This window comes from Amycolatopsis orientalis (assembly GCF_000943515.2).
In the GTDB taxonomy this organism is placed as follows: Bacteria; Actinomycetota; Actinomycetes; order Mycobacteriales; family Pseudonocardiaceae; genus Amycolatopsis; species Amycolatopsis orientalis.
In genome coordinates, this window is the sequence record NZ_CP016174.1 from 4,050,236 (window position 1) to 4,071,090 (window position 20,855).

16 protein-coding genes are annotated in these 20,855 nt (G+C 68.6%); 8 read left to right on the forward strand and 8 right to left on the reverse strand.

The features are described 5' to 3' along the window. The first annotated feature begins 8 nt into the window (after positions 1-8). Positions 9-2,939 (forward strand): FAD-binding and (Fe-S)-binding domain-containing protein, encoded by a 2,931-nt coding sequence (locus tag SD37_RS17680; protein ID WP_044852945.1) that lies wholly within the window; start codon positions 9-11, stop codon positions 2,937-2,939. A gap of 4 nt (positions 2,940-2,943) precedes the next feature. Continuing rightward, positions 2,944-3,693, forward strand: a complete 750-nt coding sequence (locus tag SD37_RS17685) for a fumarylacetoacetate hydrolase family protein (RefSeq protein ID WP_044852946.1) — start codon at positions 2,944-2,946, stop codon at positions 3,691-3,693. 20 nt (positions 3,694-3,713) lie between these two features. Here SD37_RS17685 and SD37_RS17690 read toward each other — a convergent pair whose 3' ends face one another. Together SD37_RS17690 and SD37_RS17695 are read right to left on the reverse strand one after the other, a co-directional pair. Further along, on the reverse strand, positions 3,714-5,282 hold the full coding sequence (locus SD37_RS17690) for a multicopper oxidase family protein (protein ID WP_044852947.1): 1,569 nt from the start codon (positions 5,280-5,282) through the stop codon (positions 3,714-3,716). After that, entirely contained in the window at positions 5,279-5,686 is a 408-nt protein-coding gene (locus tag SD37_RS17695) for a hypothetical protein (RefSeq protein ID WP_044852948.1), read from the reverse strand. The genes SD37_RS17690 and SD37_RS17695 overlap by 4 nt, the downstream gene beginning before the upstream one ends. Positions 5,687-5,766: 80 nt before the next feature. On the opposite strand from SD37_RS17695, the gene SD37_RS17700 reads away from it, so the two are divergent. Next, positions 5,767-6,699: a LysR family transcriptional regulator gene (locus SD37_RS17700; RefSeq protein ID WP_044852949.1), complete on the forward strand. Its 933-nt coding sequence runs from the start codon at positions 5,767-5,769 to the stop codon at positions 6,697-6,699. On the opposite strand, the gene SD37_RS17705 is transcribed toward SD37_RS17700, so the two are convergent. The 3 genes from SD37_RS17705 to SD37_RS17715 form a co-directional block, all read right to left on the reverse strand. Then, complete coding sequence (locus SD37_RS17705) at positions 6,689-7,783, reverse strand: S1 family peptidase (RefSeq protein WP_044852950.1); 1,095 nt, start codon at positions 7,781-7,783, stop codon at positions 6,689-6,691. The genes SD37_RS17700 and SD37_RS17705 overlap by 11 nt on opposite strands. A 249-nt stretch (positions 7,784-8,032) precedes the next feature. Continuing rightward, a complete protein-coding gene (locus tag SD37_RS17710) occupies positions 8,033-9,172 on the reverse strand; it encodes a GDSL-type esterase/lipase family protein (RefSeq protein ID WP_145926660.1) in 1,140 nt (379 codons plus the stop codon). 8 nt (positions 9,173-9,180) lie between these two features. After that, positions 9,181-9,753 carry a TetR/AcrR family transcriptional regulator gene (locus tag SD37_RS17715; RefSeq protein ID WP_044852952.1) on the reverse strand — a complete coding sequence of 191 codons (573 nt, stop codon included), beginning with the start codon at positions 9,751-9,753 and terminating at the stop codon, positions 9,181-9,183. 135 nt (positions 9,754-9,888) lie between these two features. On the opposite strand from SD37_RS17715, the gene SD37_RS17720 reads away from it, so the two are divergent. The 3 genes from SD37_RS17720 to SD37_RS17730 all read left to right on the forward strand — a co-directional run bounded on the left by SD37_RS17720 (position 9,889) and on the right by SD37_RS17730 (position 12,630). Then, entirely contained in the window at positions 9,889-10,737 is an 849-nt protein-coding gene (locus SD37_RS17720; protein WP_044852953.1) for a hypothetical protein, read from the forward strand. A gap of 26 nt (positions 10,738-10,763) precedes the next feature. Further along, the gene (locus SD37_RS17725) at positions 10,764-11,798 is read left to right on the forward strand and encodes a hypothetical protein (RefSeq protein ID WP_044852954.1); all 1,035 of its coding nucleotides are present in this window, start codon (positions 10,764-10,766) and stop codon (positions 11,796-11,798) included. A 73-nt stretch (positions 11,799-11,871) separates the two neighbouring features. Further along, on the forward strand, positions 11,872-12,630 hold the full coding sequence (locus tag SD37_RS17730; RefSeq protein WP_044852955.1) for an EI24 domain-containing protein: 759 nt from the start codon (positions 11,872-11,874) through the stop codon (positions 12,628-12,630). A gap of 64 nt (positions 12,631-12,694) precedes the next feature. Here the strand turns inward: SD37_RS17730 and SD37_RS17735 are convergent, their stop codons facing one another. After that, entirely contained in the window at positions 12,695-15,679 is a 2,985-nt protein-coding gene (locus SD37_RS17735) for a 3-keto-alpha-glucoside-1,2-lyase-like domain-containing protein (protein ID WP_044852956.1), read from the reverse strand. Positions 15,680-15,898: 219 nt separating this feature from the next. Between SD37_RS17735 and SD37_RS17740 the strand changes: the two genes are divergently transcribed. Continuing rightward, a complete protein-coding gene (locus tag SD37_RS17740) occupies positions 15,899-17,926 on the forward strand; it encodes an ATP-binding protein (protein WP_044852957.1) in 2,028 nt (675 codons plus the stop codon). A gap of 572 nt (positions 17,927-18,498) precedes the next feature. Here SD37_RS17740 and SD37_RS42045 read toward each other — a convergent pair. Continuing rightward, complete coding sequence (locus SD37_RS42045) at positions 18,499-19,194, reverse strand: class I SAM-dependent methyltransferase (protein WP_052675038.1); 696 nt, start codon at positions 19,192-19,194, stop codon at positions 18,499-18,501. A gap of 129 nt (positions 19,195-19,323) precedes the next feature. Between SD37_RS42045 and SD37_RS43185 the strand changes: the two genes are divergently transcribed. Next, on the forward strand, positions 19,324-19,485 hold the full coding sequence (locus SD37_RS43185; RefSeq protein WP_167369597.1) for a hypothetical protein: 162 nt from the start codon (positions 19,324-19,326) through the stop codon (positions 19,483-19,485). Positions 19,486-19,664: 179 nt separating this feature from the next. On the opposite strand, the gene SD37_RS17750 is transcribed toward SD37_RS43185, so the two are convergent. Beyond that, a complete protein-coding gene (locus tag SD37_RS17750; protein WP_044852958.1) occupies positions 19,665-20,732 on the reverse strand; it encodes a HEAT repeat domain-containing protein in 1,068 nt (355 codons plus the stop codon). Between the last annotated feature and the right edge of the window lie 123 nt (positions 20,733-20,855).

A 20,855-nucleotide genomic window follows, 5' to 3' on the forward strand; every position in this document is an offset into this window, starting at 1 on the left:
GCCCGCCGATGACCGCCGAACCGACCCGCACCAGCCCGCTCGAAGACGCGCTGCACGCGCGGATCAAGGGTGAAGTCGCCTTCGACGACTACACGCGCCACCTGTTTTCCCGTGACGCCAGCATGTATTCGATCATGCCGCGCGGCGTCGTGTTCCCCCTCGATCACGACGACGTCGCCGCGGCCGTCGCCACCGCGGCGGAATTCGGCGTTCCGGTCGTCCCGCGCGGGGCGGGCACCAGTCTCGCCGGGCAGACCGTCGGCCCCGGTCTGGTGCTCGACCTTTCGCGGCACATGAACCGGATCGTCGACCTCGATCCCGTCGCGCGCACCGCTGTCGTCGAACCCGGTGTCGTCCAGGACCAGCTGAACAAGGCCGCGGCCGCGCACGGGCTGATGTTCGGCCCCGACACCTCCACCAGCAACCGCGCCACCATCGGCGGCATGGTCGGCAACAACTCGGCGGGCTCCGGCTCGCTGACCTTCGGGATGACGATCGACCACGTCCGCGCGATGGACGTCGTCCTCGCCGACGGCTCCACCGCCCGGCTGGAACCGGTGAGCGAGGCGGAACGCCTGCGGCGCGCCGCAGCGGACACCCTGGAAGGCCGCATCTACCGTGAGCTGCCCGAACTGGTCACCGCGAACGAGGACGCCATCGCGAAGGGCATGCCGGTGTTCTGGCGCCGGGCCTGCGGCTACCGGCTCGACCGGCTTTCCGGTCGCGGCGACGGCGATCCCTTCGACCTGGCGAAATTCGTCGTGGGCGCCGAAGGCACCCTCGTACTGGCCACGCGGATCGAAGTCGACCTGGTGCCCAAGCCGGCGAAGACCGTCTACGCGGTCGGGCATTTCGAGACGACGCAGGGCGCGATCGCGGCCACGCTCGACGCGCTCAGCTGCGGCCCGCATCAGGTCGAACTGATGGACAAGACCATCCTCGACCTGTCGAGGGAGAAGATCGAGTACGCCGATCTCGGCGATCACCTCGTCGGAGATCCGGCCGCGCTGTTGTTCGTGTCGTTCTCCGGCGACGACGAGACCGCCCTGGCGGCGAAACTCGACGAGATCACGGCACTCTGGGAACGCGATGGACACGGCTATCAAACGCTCAAACTCGTCACGGCCGCCGAACAGGCGGCGCTGCTCAAAGTGCGCAAATCCAGCCTCGGGCTGCTGATGGCCGCAGGGGAGGGCACCAAACGGCCGCTGGCGTTCATCGAGGACACCGCCGTCGACCCCGAACATCTCGCGGACTACACCGCGCGGTTGAAACGGATCCTCGACGAGCACCGCCTCGAAGCCGGGTTCTACGGCCATTGTTCGGTCGGCTGCCTGCACATCCGGCCGTTCGTCGACCTCACCGATCCCGCGCAGGTCGACACGATGCGCGTGGTCGCGGAGAAGGTCAAGGACCTCGTGGCCGAGTACGGCGGCGTCAACTCCTCCGAACACGGCGACGGCCTGGCCCGTTCCGAGTTCAACCGCGAGATCTTCGGCGAAGAGCTCTACGAAGCCATGCGTCAGGTCAAAAAGCTGTTCGACCCCGCGGGCACGATGAACCCCGGCAAGATCGTCGACGCGCCCCCGATGACCGAGAACCTCCGCGACCGTGACGCCCTGCCGCCCGCGCCGCCGTTGCGGACCATGCTGTCGTTCGAGGTCATCGGCGGGGGCGGCATGCGCGACGCCGCCGACCGCTGCATGAACATCGGGTTGTGCCGCAAGACCACCGGCGGCGTGATGTGCCCGTCCTATCAGGTCACGTTGCAGGAAGAGCATTCCACCCGCGGCCGCGCCAACGCATTGGTCAAGGCGCTCTCCGAGCCGGATCCGAAGGCCGCGCTCGGCGGGGAGCGGCTGCACGAGATCCTCGACCTGTGCCTGATGTGCAAGGCCTGCAAGAGCGAATGCCCGATGAGCGTCGACATGGCCTCGCTCAAGGCCGAGACACTGCACCAGCACCACGAGGAGCACGGAATCCCGCTGCGGTCGCGGATCTTCGGCTCCATCCGGTTCCTCAACCGGCTCGGTTCGGCCACCGCGCCGGTGTCCAATGTGCCCGGCCGGATCGGTGTGCTCCGGCGGCTCCTGGAACGCACCGTCGGGATCAAGGCTGGACGTCCACTGCCGGAGTTCGCGCGGGACAACCTCGTGCGCTGGAACCGGCGGCGCACCACGGCGCCGGGGGCGGCGGGCACGGTCACCTGGCTGGCGGACTCCTTCACCACCTTCACCGAACCTCAGATCGGCAAGGCGGCCATCGAACTGCTCGAAAGCGCGGGCTGGGCGGTGGAACTCGCTTCCGGCGGCTGCTGCGGGCGGTCGAGCCTGTCCAAGGGACTGCTCGACGAGGCCAAGAAGAAGGCCAGCGGACTGGTCACCTCGCTGGCCCGCGACACCGAACCGGGCTCACCGATCGTCGGATGCGAGCCGTCGTGCGTGTTCACCTTGAGGGACGAGACTTTGGCACTGGTGCCGGAACTTCCCGAGGCGCGGCAGATCAAGGAGAGGGTCCGCCAGGTCGAGGAGCTGCTCGTCGAGGCCCTCGACGACGGCAGGCTGACGTTGCCCGAGCGGTCGTGGCTCAGCGGGCGGCGGGTGGTGTTCCACGGTCACTGCCACGAGAAGGCGGAGGTCGGCACCGCCGCGACCATGGCGCTCCTGCGCCGCGTCCCGGGGCTGGAGGTCGCCGAGATCGACTCCGGATGCTGCGGGATGGCGGGTTCGTTCGGCTTCGAGGCCGAACATTACGAGACCTCGATGGCCGTCGGCCGGGATCGCCTTTTCCCCGCCCTGGAGAGGGAACCCGCCGGAACACTGGTCGCCGCCACGGGGGTTTCGTGTCGTCAGCAGATCTTCCACGGAGCGGGCCGGACGGCGTGGCATCCGCTCGAACTGGTCCGTGAAGCACTCGGCGGCGCGCTGGAACAGGGCTGACCGGATGCGCCTGATTCGTTTCGCCACCGAGGGAACCGCCCGGACGGGCTGCGTCGACTCCACTCGCGACGGTGACGTCGTCCGTGCCTACGATCCGGCCACCGGCCCCGGCGAGGTCGTCGGCCCGCTTTCCGGCGTCCGGCTGCTCGCGCCCTGCGAGCCGCGCACGATCGTCTGTGTCGGCAGCAACTATCCCTGCCAGCTGAAGGAGAAGGGCCGTCCGTGGCCGGAGCGGCCCGCACTCTTCCTCAAGGCCCCGAACGCCGTCACCGGCCCGGGGCAGCCGATCGAGCATCCGCCCGAGGTCGAGCGCCTGGAGTACGAGGGCGAACTGGCCGTCGTCATCGGCAAGACCGCGCGGAACCTGACCGCCGAGAACGCCGCCGCGCACATCCTCGGCTACACCTGCGCCAACGACGTCACCGCGCACGACTGGCGGGCCGACGGCCAATGGGCGCGGGCCAAAAGCGCCGACACCTTCCTGCCGCTCGGGCCCTGGATCACCACCCGCATCGCGAACGGAGACCTGGAGATGACCACGCGGATCAACGACCGGATCGCCCAGCGGTCCACCACCGGGCAGATGATCTTCGGTGTGCCCGCGATCCTCGCCTGGGTGACCCGCTGGTTCACCCTGTGCCCCGGCGACATCGTGCTCACCGGCAGCCCGGCGGGTGTCGGGCCGATGAAGCCGGGGGACGAGGTCACCGTGGCCATCGAAGGGGTCGGTGCCTTGACCAACCCCGTCCGCTGACGCCCCCATGACAGGCGGGATCAGACCACCTCGAAGTTCGCCATCATCGCCATGTCCTCGTGTTCGGCGTTGTGGCAATGGAAGACGTAGCGGCCGCGGTAGCCGTCGAAGCGGGCGATGACCTCGACCGCTTCGCCGGGGTTCAGGTCGACGGTGTCCTTGATGCCGCCGTCGAACGGTCCCGGCGGGCGGCCGCCGCGCGAGAGGATCCGGAAGCCCACCAGGTGCAGATGCACGGGATGGTGGATGTCGGCGACGAACCGCCAGATCTCGACGTCACCGAGGCGCGGGCTCGCCGACATCACGTCCGGGGAGAACGGTTCGCCGCCGATCACCCAGCCCGCGCGCCCGTGGACGGTCCCGGCACGGAACGAGAACTCCCGCGTGGTCGTGGCCTGCTCGCGAGTGAGCGGCGCGATTTCGCCGAGCTTCGCCGGGACCCGGCTCTCGTCCGCCGCGCGTCGGGCGACGACGAACCGCATGACCTGGGCGGTCGGGCCCGTGCCGAGCCGGTTCACCAGGGCGACTTCGGTGCCCACCGGATACCGGCCGAAGTCGATGACGAGGTCGTACCGCTCCGCGGGCCCGAGGGGGAGGTGGTCGTGTGCGCGTGGCGCGTCGAGGAGGCCTTGGTCGCCGCCGATCTGGACGAAGCCGCCTCCGCCGGGTGGCGGCGGGTCCAGCGCCAGGTCGTAGCGGCGGGCGTTGGAGGCGTTCAGGACCCGGATCCGGTACCGCACGGCCGCCACCTCGCAGACCGGCCACGGTGCGCCGTTGACGAGGATGACGTCACCGAAAACGCCTTCCACGTAAGCACTTTCCACTCCCGGGGTGGTGCGCAAGGTCCGGTCGAGAGACGGATACGCGAAGGCGCCGTGCTCGTCGAAGGAGCGATCGGCGATCATCAGCGGCAGTTCACGTTCGCCGGACGGAAGACCCAGCGCGTCCTCCTCGTCGTCACGCACCAGATGGAACCCGGCGAGGCCCTGGTAGACGGCGGGACCGGTGAAATCCATGCGGTGGTCGTGGTACCACAGCGTCGCGGCCCGTTGCCGCATCGGGAAGACGTAGTCGCGTTCACCGTTCGTGATCCGGGCGCGGGCGTCGGCCATCCCGTGCCCGGCGTGTCCGGTGTCCCAGCCGGACAGCGGCAGGACGAGGTCGGTCGGGTAGCCGTCGGAGTCGGCGGGGGTATGGCCACCGTGGAGATGGACCACGGTCGGGACGGGGAGTTCGTTGCGGTGGCGGACCACCGTCGTCCGGTCCCGTCGAGATTCGATCGTCGGGCCGGGGAAGATCCCGTCGTAGCCCCAGATCGGTGTCCGGACGCCGGGAAGGATCTCGGCCGTCGCCGCCCGCTGCGTGATCGTGTAGTGGTCCGCGCCGTCCGTCCTGTGTGGACGGAGGACCGGCGGGACCGGGAGCGGCACCCGGAACGGTTCCGGCAGGGGAAGCCCGCTGCGCAGCAGTTCGCCGGTGCCCGGCGCGCCCCGCGCGAGCAGCCGGGGCGCGGTCAGACCCGCGGCGAGGAGAGCGCCGGCTCCGCCCGCGAGCCCGAGGAACCTCCTCCTGGGAAGGGGGCGGCTCATCGGGCCGACCGCCAGGTCTGCGGACGCCAGACGGCGATGGCCGTCAGCGCCATCCCGGTGACGAGGGCGACGCCGAGCGGGATGTGCAGGTCGAGCGCGCCGGCGAGACCGGCGAAATACTGCGCGGTCTCGCCCGCCGCGAGCAGCAGGCTCACCCAGAACAACCAGCGTGGCCCGCGGACCAGCCACAGGGCCAGTGCCGCCAGGATCTGGGCGTACGCCAGGAAGGACACCGCGTCGGCGCCCCAGCGGTGCAGCCAGAGCATGTCGTAGTCGCCGCCGAGGTAGCCGCCGGCGAACACCGGCTGGCCGATGATCGCCACGGTGTGGGCACTCACCAGCACCCGGTTCACCTTCAGCGTCCCGGTCGCCTTCCGGCTCCGGGTAGGCACGGTTTCACTCACGGGAACGAACGTAAGAGCCGTGGCCTTATGCTGTCCAAGACAAGATTCGTTATGTGTTCATAACAGACGAGGCATCAGCTGTGGATCTCCTGGCACTCCGGTACTTCCAGACGGTCGCCCGGCTCGAACACGTCGGCCGCGCCGCCGAGAAGCTGCGTGTCGCGCAGCCGTCGCTCAGCCGCACCCTGGCGCGGCTGGAAAACGAGCTGGGTGTGCCCCTGTTCGACCGGCACGGCCGCCGGATCCGGCTCAACCGGTTCGGCGCCGCGTTCCTTCGCCGCGTCGACCGGGTACTCGCCGAACTCGACGACGCTCGTCAGGAACTCGACGACGCCGCCGGGTGGGAACGCGGCACCGTCACCGTCGCGGCCGAAAGCCTGCTGGTCCTCACCGAACCGGTTCGCACCTTCGTCCCCGGCCACCCGCTGGTGGACGTGCGGCTGTCGCAGGCCTCGGCGGCGGGGATGACGGAGAAGCTGCGGTCCGGCGAGGTCGACCTGTGCGTCACGTCGCAACCTTTATCCGGCAACGACATCCGAAGCCGCGTGCTCCTCGACGAACCCGTGATGCTGTGCGTGCCGTCCGGCCACCGGCTCGCCGGGCGCCGCCGGGTCGGCCTCGCGGACCTGGCGGGGGAGCCGTTCCTCACCACGCGGCCCGGCTACTGGCAGCGGGCGCTCGCCGAGCACCTCTTCGCGAAGGCCGGTCTGGAACTCCAGATCGTCTGCGAGGGCGACGAAGCCGCCGTCCTCTTCCAGCTCGTCGACGCGGGCCTCGGCATCGCGTTCGTGCCCTCGCTCGGGCTCCGCGCCGACGTCAGTACGACGGTGGTCTGGCTCGGCGTCGACGATCCCGAGTGCCGCCGCGTGCTCAGCGTCGCGTGGCGGGAGGACACCTACCTTTCCGCCGCCGCGCGACGGTTTCGCGACCACACCGTCGAACACTTCCGGGCACCGGCCGAAGCCGGGCCCTCGCCGAAGGAGGGCCCGGCTTCGGGAGGTGTCACGGGTTGAGCGTCACGCCATAGGCACTCATGGCCTCGCCGACCGGCTGGAAGTACGAGGTCCCGCTGCCCTTGCCGGAGGTGATGCCCAGGCCGACGCTTCCGGAGAAGAGGCAGCCGCCCGAGTCGCCGGGGTTGACCAGGGCACTGGTCTGGATCAGCTGGTACACCGAACCTTCGGCGTAGTTCACCGTCACGTTCAGCCGCTGCACCGAGCCCGAGGTGAGGTGGGTGGTGCTGCCGCTCTTGCTGATCCGCTGTCCGACGGTGGCTGTCCCGGCGGAGGCGATCCGCTGGGTGGAGCCGTTCCACAGGGTGACCGCGCCGGGTCCGCTGCCGCTGGTGTTGCGGATCAGGCCGTAGTCGTTGTTCGGGAAGCTCGCGCCCTGCGACGGCCCGACGTTCCACTGCGACACCGCGCGCGTGCAGTGGCCGGCGTCGAGGATGTAGTTCTGGCCGCCGCGGTTGGTGTTGAACCCGACCGAGCAGCGGGTTCCGCCGCCGGTGATGGCTTCGCCGTTGTAGATCGCGGTGTGCATCTCACCGGAGGTCCGTTCCACCCGGACCCGGTCGCCGAGCGCTTCGGCGGCCTTGATCAGGGCTTCGGCGCCCTTGGCCGCGTCGGACACGGTGAGCACGACCTGGTTCGACTTCGGGTCGAGGCCGATCGACGTATGCGTGACCGCGGGCAGCGACTGCAAGGCGTTCTGCGCACCGGCCAGTGCGGCGCTGGAGTGCTTGACCACACGGGCCTGCGCGCCGGTCGCCGTGACCTGATCCGCGGCGGCCTGGTCGAGCACGTTGACCACCGGCCTGGCGGCGTCGTCGAGATAGCCGTCGGCGGCGCGGGAACCGAGGGAGGCCGTGGCCTTCTGCAGCGTCTCGACACTGGCGGCCTGCGTCCGCAGCAACCGGGTGGCGGCGGCTTCGCTGATCCCGGCCTCGGCGGCGAGGGACGAGACGGCCTCTTGCTGCACGGTGGGGGAGTAGCCCTCGATGGTGGTGGCGGTGGCCGTGGACGGGGCGAGGAAGCCGATGACCGCGGCGGCGGCCACCAACGTGGTGGCGGTACGGGCTAAGGGGGTTGGGCGCATACCGGGAACTCACTTTCGCGAGGGGAGATCCAGCGCGAGGGGTGGCCGCACTGGACACAGTGGGTAGCCGGGCACGGCCAAGGTGGCCCGGCACCGGTGATCCGGTGCGGATCAGGGTGATCCGCGGGCCGGGGAACCCGGTACCGACTTTCGTTGGACAGGAAGAAAAATAGGTACCGTGCCGCTCGCGCTACCTAAACCTCGTGAGTGGTAGTGACGGTTCTAACCGTCATTACCACTCACGAGCCTTCAGCTGCCGAAACCGAGTTTCGCGAAGCGTTCCGCGATGAGCCGGTGCGTGGCCGCGTCCGGATGGAGGTCATCGGGCAGCGGCAGCTCCGCGTGGTCCGCCTCGCCGTAGAGGTCCAGACCGTCGAGGTAGGCCAGGTTCGGGTCGGTCGCGCTCCGCTCCTCGACGATGCGGGCGAGTTCGCCGCGGATCGTGGTGAGCGTCAGCTTCCCCGCGGCGGCCTCTGCGGGGTCTCCGGTGGCCGCGAAGCGCGGAGTCCCTTCGCTCAGCGCACGGGGATCCATGACGCTGGGCCCCGGCGTGTGTTCGTGGATGGCGCAATAGATCGGTGAGATGACCAGCAGCGGGGTGTCCGGATGCCCTTCCCGGACGGTGTCGAGGAAACCGTGCACGGCGGGGCCGAACGCGCGCAGCCGCATCGCGTCGGAATTGACGAGGTTGATACCGATCTTGACGCTGATCAGATCCGCGGCCGTATCCCGCAGGGCACGGGCGGTGAACGGGTCCAGCAGCGCGCCGCCGCCGAAACCGAGGTTGATCAGGTCCACGCCGCCCAGCTTCGCGGCCAGCGCGGGCCAGGTCCCGGTCGGGCTCGCCGCGTTGGAGCCGTGGCTGATGGAACTACCGTGGTGCAACCAGGTCCTGCGCCCGCTGGACCGTACACTGTGGACGGTCGCGTCGGTGCGCAAGGCGACCAGCCGGGTGGTTTCGTCGTGTGGCAGCCAGATCTCGACGTCCTTCTCGCCGGACGGCAGGCCGGGGAACCGCACTGTCCGCATCGGCCCGGACCGGTGGACCGCGGTGCCGGCGGCCATGTCGATGGTGAGCGTGTCACCGTCGTCCACGCCGGCCTGTCCCGCCACGTGTCCGTCGACGAGGAGTTCGTAGACGCCGTCGGGCCGGGGCGGAACGCCGGCGTAGCGCCGTTTGGTGGCGAAGACGTCCAGTTCGACGAGCGTGGCCGTGGTGCGGAAGACCAGCCGTACCCCCGACGGCTGCGATTCCGCCATGGCCAGCTGGGCGTCGGGGATCTGCCGCCGGGCGTGCGCGGGCAGCCGGTGGGGGAGCACGCCGCGTTCGGTGTGCTCCAGGTCGAGTGCGCCGCGGACGAGGGCGGCGGTGATCGGGGTGGTGATCATGTCCTTCGTCATTTCTTTCGGGGCCAGGCGCGCAGGAGTACGTCGAGCGCGTCGAGGATCTCGGTCCAGCTCTCCCGCGGGTCGGGGTCGCTGTGGCTGAAGCCTCCGGCGGACTCCAAGCCGACGAAGCCGCTGAAAACGCTGCCCAGTAACCGCACCGCGTGCGTCTGGTGCGGTTCCGCCAGGTCGTAGCCCCGCAGGATCGCCCGCATCAGCCGGGCGTGCCGGACACCCGCGCTGGTGGCGGCCGTCTCGGGGGCGAGCCGGAACCGGGCGGCGGTGAACCGGCCGGGGTGTTCGAGCGCGTAGTCACGGTGGACGTCGGCCAGGGCGATCAGCGCGTCCTTGCCCGCGAGGCCCGCCACCGCCGCGGAGGCCCGGTCGGCGAGTTCCGTCAACGCCAGCAGGGCGATCCCGGTCTTCAGCTCGTGGGCGTTCTTCACGTGCGAGTACAGGCTCGCCGTCTTGACGCCGCATCGTTTCGCCAGCTCTGTCGGGGTCACGTGCTCGAAGCCGATCTCGTCGGCCATCTCCGCCCCTGCCTGGACCACACGTTCCGTGGTCAGTCCCGCCCGTGCCATCTCCAGCCTTTCCGTCGGAACCGAGGCTACCATAGTCCATTTGGGACTTGCCTAATGAGATTAGGTTTCCAAACCCGGGTTCGGTAGCGCGGCTCGCACCGAAGACTGAACACAGTCCGAAGGGAGGTGAGCGGTATGAACACGGTGGACCCGGAGCGGGCCCGGCACGACCGCGTCGAGCGGTGGCGGGGGAACCGGCGGGTGCTCGTCGGCGCGATCGTGGCCTCCGCGGTCACGCTGGTCTGCGGTTTCGTCGCCGGACACGGGTTCGGCACGCTGATCGAGTTGCTGCGTACCTCGGCGATCGACAGCGTCTTCGACGACCGCGGTGACGGCGAAACGCCGTACGGGATGGTGTGGGGGACCTTCGCGTTCGTCGCCTGTCTAGGCGCGGCGACCTTCGCGGCGAGCGCCGTGCGGCGCTACCTGGGGCGGCCCTCAGGACCGATGTTCCCGGTGGTACTGGTGTTCGCGGCCGGTACGCTCGGCATCTGGGTCTCGTCGCGCGACTGGCTTCCGCCGCTCGCCGTCGGCACCGCGGTCGACCCCGTCTTCCACGAAGACGAAAAGTGGGGGTTCTGGGCGTGGCTGATGTACTACGCCGACTGGTGGGTGCCCGCGTTCCTGTTCGTCCTGACGTCGCTGATCCTGTGGTACGCCATCGGGGTCGAGCGGCGGGACGCCGAGCTGGCCCGGACCCGCGAGCGGCTGCTGAGGCACGGTCGGCGGGTGCCCGCCGAAATCGCGGACGTGAAGCTGCGCCTGGGCGGGGACGAATCGGGGACCCGGGTCGTGGGCGCGGACGTCACGGTGTCGTTCACCGATCTCGCCGGCGTCAAGCGGTGGGTGACCCGCCGGACCCGGGACACCACCATCGGCACCGCCGAAGTGCTGTTCGATCCGATGCGCCCGGCCGACGAGAAGTCGATCTTCGTGGCGCTGCGGCGTCATCCCACCCCCGGTGACTGGCTGCCCGCGGACTGACCCGCCCGACGTCTGGAGTTCTCTTCATGTCCGCTGTCCCGGCGCCCGCCCGGCGTGATCCGTTCGCCCACCTTCGCGGCTTCCTGACCGGAGTCGTCAGCGGGACGACGTTGTGCGCCTTCGTCGTCGGCATCATCATCGAGTACGTTCCGCTGATCATCGCCGGCTTGGGGCTTCCCATCGTCTACGGCCTTCTGCTCCATGTCGCCGGGGCACCGCGACGCGCTCGCGAAGCGGCCGTCGCCCCGGTGGTCGCGCTCGCCAAGATCGAGAGCGTGCGGGCGGGTGGCACGGAAACGGGCGACATCCCGGTTGACTTCGTCCTCACCGTCGCCCCCGACGGCGCGGCGTCGCACCGCGTGAGGATCACGCACAGCGTCAATCTCGTCGATCTCCCGGACCACCGGCCGGGCGGCATCCTCGTCGTCCGGTACCCGCCGGACCGGCCGTGGAAGGCGAAGATCGTGGAGCGGCCGTCACCGGAATGGGAGCGCCGCGCGGCCGCGGCCGTGATCGAATCCGCTCCGGAGTCCAGTCTGGTGCACGAGCCGCCGGAGGGTTGCGTGTTCGGCGCGCTCGCGGTCCTCGGATTCGTGCTCGGGGCGGCGCTCGTGCTGGTGCTGTTCCGGGTGGAGCTGTTCGCGCCGGAAGCACCCGCGCGGACGGAAGAGACGCAGTCCTCTTCTTCGGGTGTGACCACCTCTTCGTCGGGCTCCGCCACGGTCACCGTCGACCGGTCCCTGCTGGGTGAGGGGGAGTTGCGCCGGACGATCGACTCGCTGGCGGAGGCCGCGGATGTCTCCCAGGTGATCACCGCGGTCGTCGAGGACCGGCGGCTCACCGTGGTCTTCGCGCCGACCGGCGCCCAGGTGCCGCGGTTCGACCTCCGCGCGCTGGCCGTCGACCGCGTCCCGCCGCTCGTGCGGAGGGCGACGGCCACGATCGACGTCGGGTCGCCGCAGACCTGGCAGGTCACCATCGTCCCGTTCGGGACCGCCGTGAGCACCCGCGTCGTCGTGACCGGACCGGACGGCAGCGGCGCGCTCGCCGACGGCGGCTGAAGGGGAAAGCGTCCTTCAACTCGCTGTGTCCCCTGGAACACGGACAAAGCGGGCTCACTGATAGAAAGGCCCGATGCGCGAGTTCTTCAAGGGTTTCCGGATGTTCGGGCAAGGCCTGGGCATTCTGCTGCGGTCGCCGAAACTGCTGCTGATCGGTGCGCTGCCCGCGGTGCTGACCATGCTGCTGCTGCTCGGCGGGATCGTCGCGCTGGCGTTCTGGATCGACGATCTGGCGCTCCTGGTCACCCCGTTCGCGGACGACTGGGCGGAGGGCTGGCGGACGACGGTCCGCGTGGCGATCGGCGTCGCGGTGTTCGGGGCGGTACTGGCCATCTGCCTGATCGGGTTCACCGCGATCACCCTCGCCGTCGGCGGACCGTTCTACGAGCACATCGCGGAGAAGGTCGAAGATGATCTCGGCGGCGTGCCCGGTGCGGTGGACCTGTCGTTCTGGCGGTTGCTGGGGATGGGCCTGAAGGACGGGCTCTCACTCGTGCTGCGTTCGCTGATGTTCACGATCCCCCTCATGATCGCGGGGTTCGTCCCCGTGCTCGGGCAGACGGTCGTGCCGGTCCTGCTGGCCTTGGTCACGGCGTGGTTCCTGGCACTGGAACTGATCGCCGTGCCGTTCTACCGGCGGGGGATGGACCTGAAGCGGCGACGGCTGCTGCTGCGCGAACGCCGCGCGCTCGCCCTCGGGCTCGGGCTGCCCGCCTCGCTGCTGAGCCTGATCCCGTTCGCCGTCCTGATCGTGATGCCGGTCGGCTTCGTCGGCGGTGTGCTCGTCGCCCGTGAGGTCCTGGGCGCCGATCAGCCGCACCCGGCCGCCTGAGGTGATCGCCGGGTGTCTTACTGTCCACAAGGGACGGTAAGACACCCGGCGGATCCCTCTCGGGTCAGGCGATCGGCTCGATCCAGATGTTCCGGAACCGCGGATTCTCACCGGGGTCGCCGTGGTCCTGGAGGCGGATCGCCCCCGGGCCCGCGTTCTCCGGGTTGCTGTCGCCCGTGCCGCCGTCGATCTCGACGTCGTCGTGGACCACGACGCCGTTCCAGACCACGGTGACGCGGGCGTTGTCGGTCTTGTTCCCGGCGCCGTCGAACCGTGCGGCGCGGAAGGTGACGTCGTAGGTCTGCCACGTCCCCGGCGCGGTCGCCATGTTCCGGTCCGGCGCCCGCTTCGAGTAGATCGACCCGGCCTCGTTGTTGGCGAGGGTGGTGTCGCCGAAGGATTCCAGCACCTGGAGTTCGTAGCGTTCCTGCAGGTAGACGCCGCTGTTGCCCCTGGCCTGCCCGGTCACCTCCGGCGGGTAGTTCGGCTCGTTCCACTCGACGTGCAGCCGGAAGTCACCGAACTGCTGCTTCGTGCGGATGTCGCCGCCGTTCGATTCCATCGCCCCGCCCGCCACCGGCCAGGTCGCGGCGCCGCCGGCGCGTTTCTCCCAGGCGTCGAGGTTCTTCCCGTTGAACAAGGTGACGCGCTGGGCCTTCGTGACGGTGAGGCTGTCGAGGTTGACGTTGCCCGCGTCGCCGCTGTCGTACTTGTAGGCGATCGTGTTCGCCCCGGCGGCGAGGGTGAGTGTCTCCGGCTGGGAGTTCCAGGTGTCCCAGTTCCCGGTGCTGGCGAGACGCACCTGTTTGACCTTGGCGCCGTTGACGTAGACGCTCACGGATTTGGTCCCCGGAGCCGGATCCGGGCCGTTGGAGTAACGCAGGGCCGCGTTGTAGGTCCCGGCCGTCGGCGCGGTGACCGTGAACGTCGTCGTGGCGCCCTGGTTCCAGTAACCGTCGACGAAACCGGTCCCGGTGTAAGCGGCGTGATTGGTGTTGGTCCCGGCGCCACCGCTGAGCGCGGCGCGTTCCGCCTCGTACGTCGTGCTCGCCGGCGGGCCGCCGACCAGGCTGTTGAGCGTGTACCAGGCCTCAGTGCTCCACAGCGCCTCACCGGATTCCGCGGCGAAGGGGCGCGGCGAGCGGAGATGCACCACGTGCCCGGCCTTCAGGCCCGCCACCTGCAGCGTGACCTTCTTGCGGTCGGCCGAGACGCTCGCGGAAGTGACGGACAGGGTCTGCTCGTCGATCTTCGGCCCGCCGTACGCGGGAGTGGGCTGGTAGCGCCACTGCTGCGCCTGGTATTTCGCCGCGAGGTTCTGCGCGGTCTCGGCCGAGAGAGGCCGGGTGTATTCGAGTTCGAAACCACCCGCCACCGCGCGCATCTTGAGGATGTCGAAGGCGTTCGTCCCGTTCGGCGTCACCTTCTGCAGGCCGTAGGCGAGCTTGCCGGGCTGGCCCCAGTTGCCGCCGCCGTCGATCCCGCCGGTGTAGATCGCGCCGTCGGGGCCGAGGCTGATCCGGCTCACGCCCGACTCGAGTCCTTGTGTCATCCGGAAAACGGCGCCCTGGTACTCGCCGTTGACCTTCTCCAGGAAGGCGCGCTGAAGTCCGCCGTAGGTCACGTCGCCGTACACCATCTGCCCGGCGAAGGGGCCTTGCGACAACGTGACCATGTTGCTCGGCGAGTTCGCGATCTCGTTGTGCGGCAGCCACAACACCGGCGCGGTCACCGGCTTGGCGTCGAACGGTCCCGGGGGACTGGTGTAGTGGTTGAAGAAGCGGTCCTGCTTGATCCGCACGACCTTGTTCGCCGGCAGCCAGCCACCCTGGTTGTCGGTGACGAAGACGTCGCCCTCCGGTCCCCAGCCGATGCCGTGCGGGGTGCGCAGGCCACCGGCGATGTAGGAGACCTCACCGGTCTTCTTGTTGACCTTGATCGTGGTGCCGCGGTTCGGCGCGGGCTGCGGGTCGGTCGTCGCGCCGCCGTAGTTGATGGACACGGACAGGTTGGCGTAGAAGAAGCCTTCCTTGTACAGCAGCCCGAACGCGAACTCGTGGAAGTTGCCGCCGAACGGCCAGGTGGCGACGGTGCGGTAGGTGTCGGTCACTTCGTCGCCGTTGGTGTCGTTCAACTCGACGAGCCGGGTCTTCTCCGACACGTACAGCTTGCCGTCGACGTACTTGACGCCCATCGGTTCCTTCAGACCGCTGGCGACACGTTTCGTCCGGACCTTGGCCGGGTCGGTGTTCCCGGTGACGTTGCTCAGCAAATGGACTTCGCCGAGCACCTTGTCCGAACCACCCCAGGTGGCGATGGCGAGCCGTCCGTCCGGCAGCCAGTCCATCCCGGTGACCTGGGGCTGGAAGCCGTCGGGACGCAGATTCGTCAGCGTGAAGCCGGGGTGGACGCCGTTGAGCGGAAGGCCGTCACCCGGCGAGTCCGCGGCGCCTTCGCATTCCTTGCGGCCCGGCGAGGTCACCCGCACGACGTCGGCGTCGGTGCTGAGTACCGAATTCGGCACCAGTACGAAGTCCGCGGCGCCCGGTGGCCGCCATTCGAGGGTGACCTGCTGGTCGTAGAGGTTGTCGAAATGGTCGATCCGCAGGGCGTGATAGCCCGTGGTCAGCTCGACCGCCCCGGCCGCCGGGGTCGCGCCGTGCAGCCCGTCGTGATTGATCACGAGCCGGCCGTCGATGCTCAGCCGGGACCCGTCGTCGCTGGTGAGACGGAATTCGTACCGTCCGGCGGTCGCGACGTTGATGTTGCCGGTCACCTCGGACACGAACTGGTCGCCGAGCCCGAAATCGGCCGTGCCGGTCCAGTTGATCGTCGGCATCAGCTTGTCGACGTTGGGCGTCTGCCCGGACTTGATCACGCAGAGCTTGCTGATCTCGCGCTGAAGGTCGTACGTGCGAAGCGTGACACCCGGTTGCTGGGGCGGGACGGCCGCTTCCGCCGGTGCCGTCACGAGCCCGGACAGGGCTGTGACCAGCACGATCGGGGCGATGAGGGACCGGTTGAAGCGCTTACGGACAGACGGAAGCATCGTTGCTCCTCAAGGTCGGACAGCCGAACACGCTGTGACGCCGCTGAACCTAAGAGGACTTTCGTCGAGAGTCAACGAAAGTATGTACAACTCGGACGAAAGTTAGTCCTAATGGTCTCGCGCGTCCCCGCGCACCGTCGCGGCCCCGGGTTTGCGCCATTCAGGTGGGAACACCGGGGAACCCGCGACAGTGGTCCGCGCCGGGGCGATTCCCCGGGTATGACCCCGCATCAGCTGCCCGCGGTGACCGCCACGTTCGTCGGACGGGAAGCGGAACTGGCCAAGCTCAGCGCCATCGCGGACCGGGGCGGGGACGGTCACTCCATCGGGGTCGCGATCGTCGCCGGCGCGCCGGGGGTGGGAAAGACCGCCTTGGCCGTGCAATGGGCGCACGCGCAGCGCGAGCGGTTCCCCCACGGCGATCTCTACTGTGATCTCCAAGGCTATGCGCCGGGGCCACCCAGTACCCCGCACGAGGTGCTCGCCGGATTCCTCCGGGCACTGGAGGTCCCCGGGAAGATGATCCCGCGAAGCCTCGAAGCGAAGTCGGCGCTTTTCCGGTCGCTGGTGAACGATCGCCGGTTGGTCATCGTGCTGGACAACGTCACGTCGCCGAACGAGGTCCGCGCCCTGCTGCCCAGTACGCCGGGGTGCTTCGTCATGGTGACCAGCCGCAGCAGCCTGTCCGGTCTCGTCGTCCGCAACGGGGCGCGCCGGATCACCCTGGACATGTTGTCCCCGACCGAATCCGCGGCCCTGCTGCGTACCGCGATCGGACCGGAACGGGCGGACGAGGAACCCGGCGTGCTCGGGGAACTGGCCGATCTGTGCGGACATCTGCCACTCGCGCTGAGGATCGCGGGCGAGCGTGTCGCCGCCCACCCCTACCTGCGGCTCACCGACCTGCTCGCCGAACTCACGTCGGAAGCGCGAAGGCTGGACGCGTTCGAGACGGGCGACGACGAGATGTCCGCCCTGCGGCCGGTGTTCTCGTGGTCGTACCGGGCGCTGGATCCCGCGACGGCCCGCGTCTTCCGGCTGCTCGGCCTGCATCCCGGCCCGACCGTCAGCGTGGCGGCCGCGACCGTGCTCGCGGGCACGCCCATGGCCGACGTCCGGCGCAGGCTCGACAAGCTCACCGGCGGCTGCCTGCTGTCCGAAGTCGACCGCGACCGGTTCCGTTTCCATGACCTGCTGCGTGTCTACGCCAAAGAGCGCGTCGACGCCGAGGAGTCGCCCGAAGAGCGCGAGAACTCGCCCAAACGGCTGCTGGAGTGGTACCTCGCCTGCGCGGATTCCGCGGACCGCGTACTCACCCCCATGCGAAGACGCACGGCACTCGAATTCTCCACCGGCGTCGCCAACCGCCTCGAATTCGCCAGCTATGGGGACGCCCTTGCCTGGTGCGAGGCCGAACAACCCAATCTGGTCGCGTCCGTGCATGCCGCGCTCGCCGCGGACTGGCCTTCGATCGCGTGCCGGTTGCCGCTCGCCTTGTGGGCGTTCTTCACCCTGCGCAAACCGTGGGCGGACTGGATCGCGACCTACAAGGCCGGGGTGGAGGCCGCCCGGCGATGCTCGGACGAGTTCAGCGAGGCGTCCCTCCTGGCCGGGCTGGGGATCGCGCACCGGGACCTGTGCCGGTTCGAAGAAGCGTTGGAGTATCTCGAATCCGCGCTCGCCATCCGGCGGCGGATCGGTGATTCCTGGGGGCAGGGCCAAGCGCTGATCAGTCTCGGGATCGCCTACCACGAACAGGGACGGTTCACCGAGGCCCTCGACCACCACGCCGACGCGCTGTCGGTCTTCCGCCGGCTCGGCGACGAATGGGGTGTGGCGCAGACCCTGCACTTCGTCGGTCTCACGAACCACGGGCTGGGCAGGTTCGAGCAGGCATACGAGAACCTGCGTCAGGCACTGGAGATCCGACATCGGATCGGTTACCGCTACGGCGAAGCGGAAACGCTGGTGGGACTCGCCCTCGTGTTCCAGAAGATCGACAGGAGCGGGGAATCGGCGGGCCGGCTGAACCGGGCACTGGAGCTACGCCGGGACATGGGGGATCGCTACGGCGAAGCGGCCGCGCTGGACCATCTCGGCCAGCTCTGGGAGGCGCGCGGCGAACTCGGCTCGGCCGGGGCCTGCTGGGGTGACGCGCTGAAGATCTTCACCGAACTCGGCGCGCCGAGGGCCGCGGACGTGCTCGCCAGGCTCCGGCGGATCCAGGCGGTGCCGGACACCCGCTAACGCTTTCGGGCTCACGGCCCGGAATCTGGAGTTCCGCCACGGCGGCGTAGTCGATCGTGACGCCTTCCAGGGCCCATCGCTCACCCCTGGACGTGGATCAGAGCGAGTCCGCAGGTACCGTGTGCAGGTACCACCGGTTCATGTACCCCGAAAGGGGTTCACCAGACGCACTGCAACACACGTGCGGCTGCTAGCGTGCTAAGCAGCCACCGAGCGGCCCCCGGATAACCGCTCATCTCTGGGACTTGCCGGGCGTGAACTGGCACAACTGCAAGTAACTCGGATCAACGACACCGGTACCGGGACAGGTGTACGTCGTTGTGGAGTTGACTTGCTGTTCCTGGTTGTTCCTCTGTGCACGCTGGCCGCTTTCATCGCCGTACTCTGCCCGGCGGCGTTCATCGTCCATCGAACCGGAGAAACCAAGGGGCTTCGGGACCTTGCGATCCTCATTCGTGCGGTGCGTCCGTCGTGGCCGTTCAGGTGGCCTCGCCGACACTGACGCCGGTGGTGGCCGTGTCGGTGACCTCGGCCTCGCCGTCGCGGCCGCCGAGATCCGCGTGCTTCGCGCGCTAGCGCTTTCGGGCCCAGGCGACCAGACCGCGCTTCGTGAGGGACAGGGGAACCTCCACCTCGCGGGCGAGCCGCCGGGCGGCCGGTTCGGTGAGACCCCGGCCACGCAGGAACAACGCGACCGCCGCGTGATCGGGAAGGGTGACGAGCCGGGCGTCCCACGCGCGGATTGACTCCACGTCGAACACCTTTCCCAATAAGGTTTCCGCGATCTCTGCGTCGAAGCTCGACGGCCGTCCCCAGCGGGGCAGCGCCCAAGCCAGCTCGGGATCGTTCCACCGGCTGGACGTCGAGACGGCGAGGAGACCGCCGGGGGCGAGGACCCGGCTCACCTCGGCGAGGGCCTCGACCGGATCGGGCACGTGATGCAGCATCCACAAGGCGGCGGCGCCGTCGAAGGTCCGCTCGCGGAAGGGAAGGCCGGCCACATCGGCCCGGATGGAGAAACCCGGGGCGTGGGACACGTGCGGTGCCAGATCCGCCACCACGGTCGGCACATTGCGGTGCACGAGCAACCGGGAGAGCGCTCCGGTGCCACCGCCGACGTCCAGCACCAGCGAGCATCCCGCGCTCGCGAGGCCATGGGCGATCTCCGGATGGACGTCGCCGCACGCGGAAAACCACGCGGTCGAAAGCACATTGGCCACGAAGCGCCCGGGATCGCTTTCGTAGTCGACGGGGACGGCGTCACTCACGACCGTCCAGATTAAGGAGCGTCGCGGGCCTTCCGCGTCGTCTGCTCGGTGGGATCCTTCGGGCAACGGAGTGAGGGCCGGTCTCGGATAGAGTGACCACGGCGCGAAGGGGAGGGTGATGACGACGGAATGGGCGGGCCCCGGCTGCGTTCGGCCGTCCTCGCCGAGGCCTGGGAACGCATCGACGGCGTCGAGGTTCTGTCCTCGGCCGACGGCAGCCCGCTGACCAGGACGATCAAGAAGATCATCAACCCGCTGGTCATTCGCACCGAACGCGCTGTGACGCGCTGAACTTAAGAGGACTTTCGTCGAGTATCGACGAAAGTATGTACAACTCGGACGAAATTCAGACTAAATGGCTACCCTGACGTGCCATCTGGATAAGCTCTCTAGGGAATAAGCATCGATTTCTCCGCCGAAGATTCAGAAACGGGTCCCGCGCGAGGCGTGTACACGGCGCCTGCCTGCGTTCAGGTCTGACTGTTCGTGGAGTCGGCCAGGTCCAACCACGAGGAGATGCTGGGGTTCGCCGCGATCAGTCTTGCGACAGCGGGGAGGATCTCGGTCTTCGGCCATCCTTGGCGCGAGGCTCTGTCGACGGCTGCGACGACACCTCGTGCCAGCTTTTCGAGATAGGAGGGCCTCAAGGTCAAGCCCAGTTGTACGACCGAGGTCAGGGCTTCCCTGACAACCCAAGGGCTCTCGTCGTGCAACATCTGCAGCAGCAGCGGCACGGTCGCGCTGGTGATTCGTTCCCCGGACGTGGAGAGATCCATTCTTGATGCGACGGCCCATCTAATGCCTTCGTCGTGGGATCGAAGGAGTTGGCTTACGAGTGCCGCACGGCTGGACTGCGGGGTACTGGACAGAACGAACGCGGTGGCATCCTCGATTTTGGAGAAACTTCCTCGTCCCCCGTCATCGACAAGTTGCTGATAGTATTTCTCGCTACCGTGCAGGCTTTGGCTGACATCCAAATCCAGGCTTGCCCGCTCGAGGTCGAAGCGAATCGACGTGACATCAGCTTGTGTCGATTTTTCTGAGATATTCGGCTTTCGTCGATGCGGAAATCTGGCTGTTATCTCTCGTTTCAGTTGGGCAGGGAGCAAGTCGAGAATCCAGGAGTCTCCTCGCATGTCCAGCCAGAGGTAGAGCTGATTCAGGTACTCGAGGTCGACCTCCGTCAGGCTCGCCAGCAACCGGGTCACAGCCGCCGTTGACTCGGGGTTCGGCAGCCTGCCCGTCGTCAGTTGGATGAGGCTCGAAGTGACCAGCTTCCGCCTGATCCAAGGGGCTTCGCGGTCGAGGACGGTATCTACCAAGGAGCGGAGGTCAGAATGCGAGGTCGTGATGAACGGTGCACGGGTTAGTTGCCACAACGCCTGTGGGTGGCGCGCTTGCTGAATCTGGTCGATGCCGGAGCCTGCGAAGGCCTCATTCGACTGTATCGACCTTGTGCAGGCGATCGCCAGAATGACCGCCATGTCCGGTGCGTCGGCCATGGCCTCGATCAGTCGCGCTATGGGGTAGGAGGTCATGTTCCGATCGACATCGGTAGCGCTCAGGGCTTGACCCAGGCAGTGCCCGAATGTTCGCCGCAATCGCCAGTCCCCGTGTGTCGCCACCGTTTCCGCTAGTTCCAAACTCGTGGTCAGGACGCC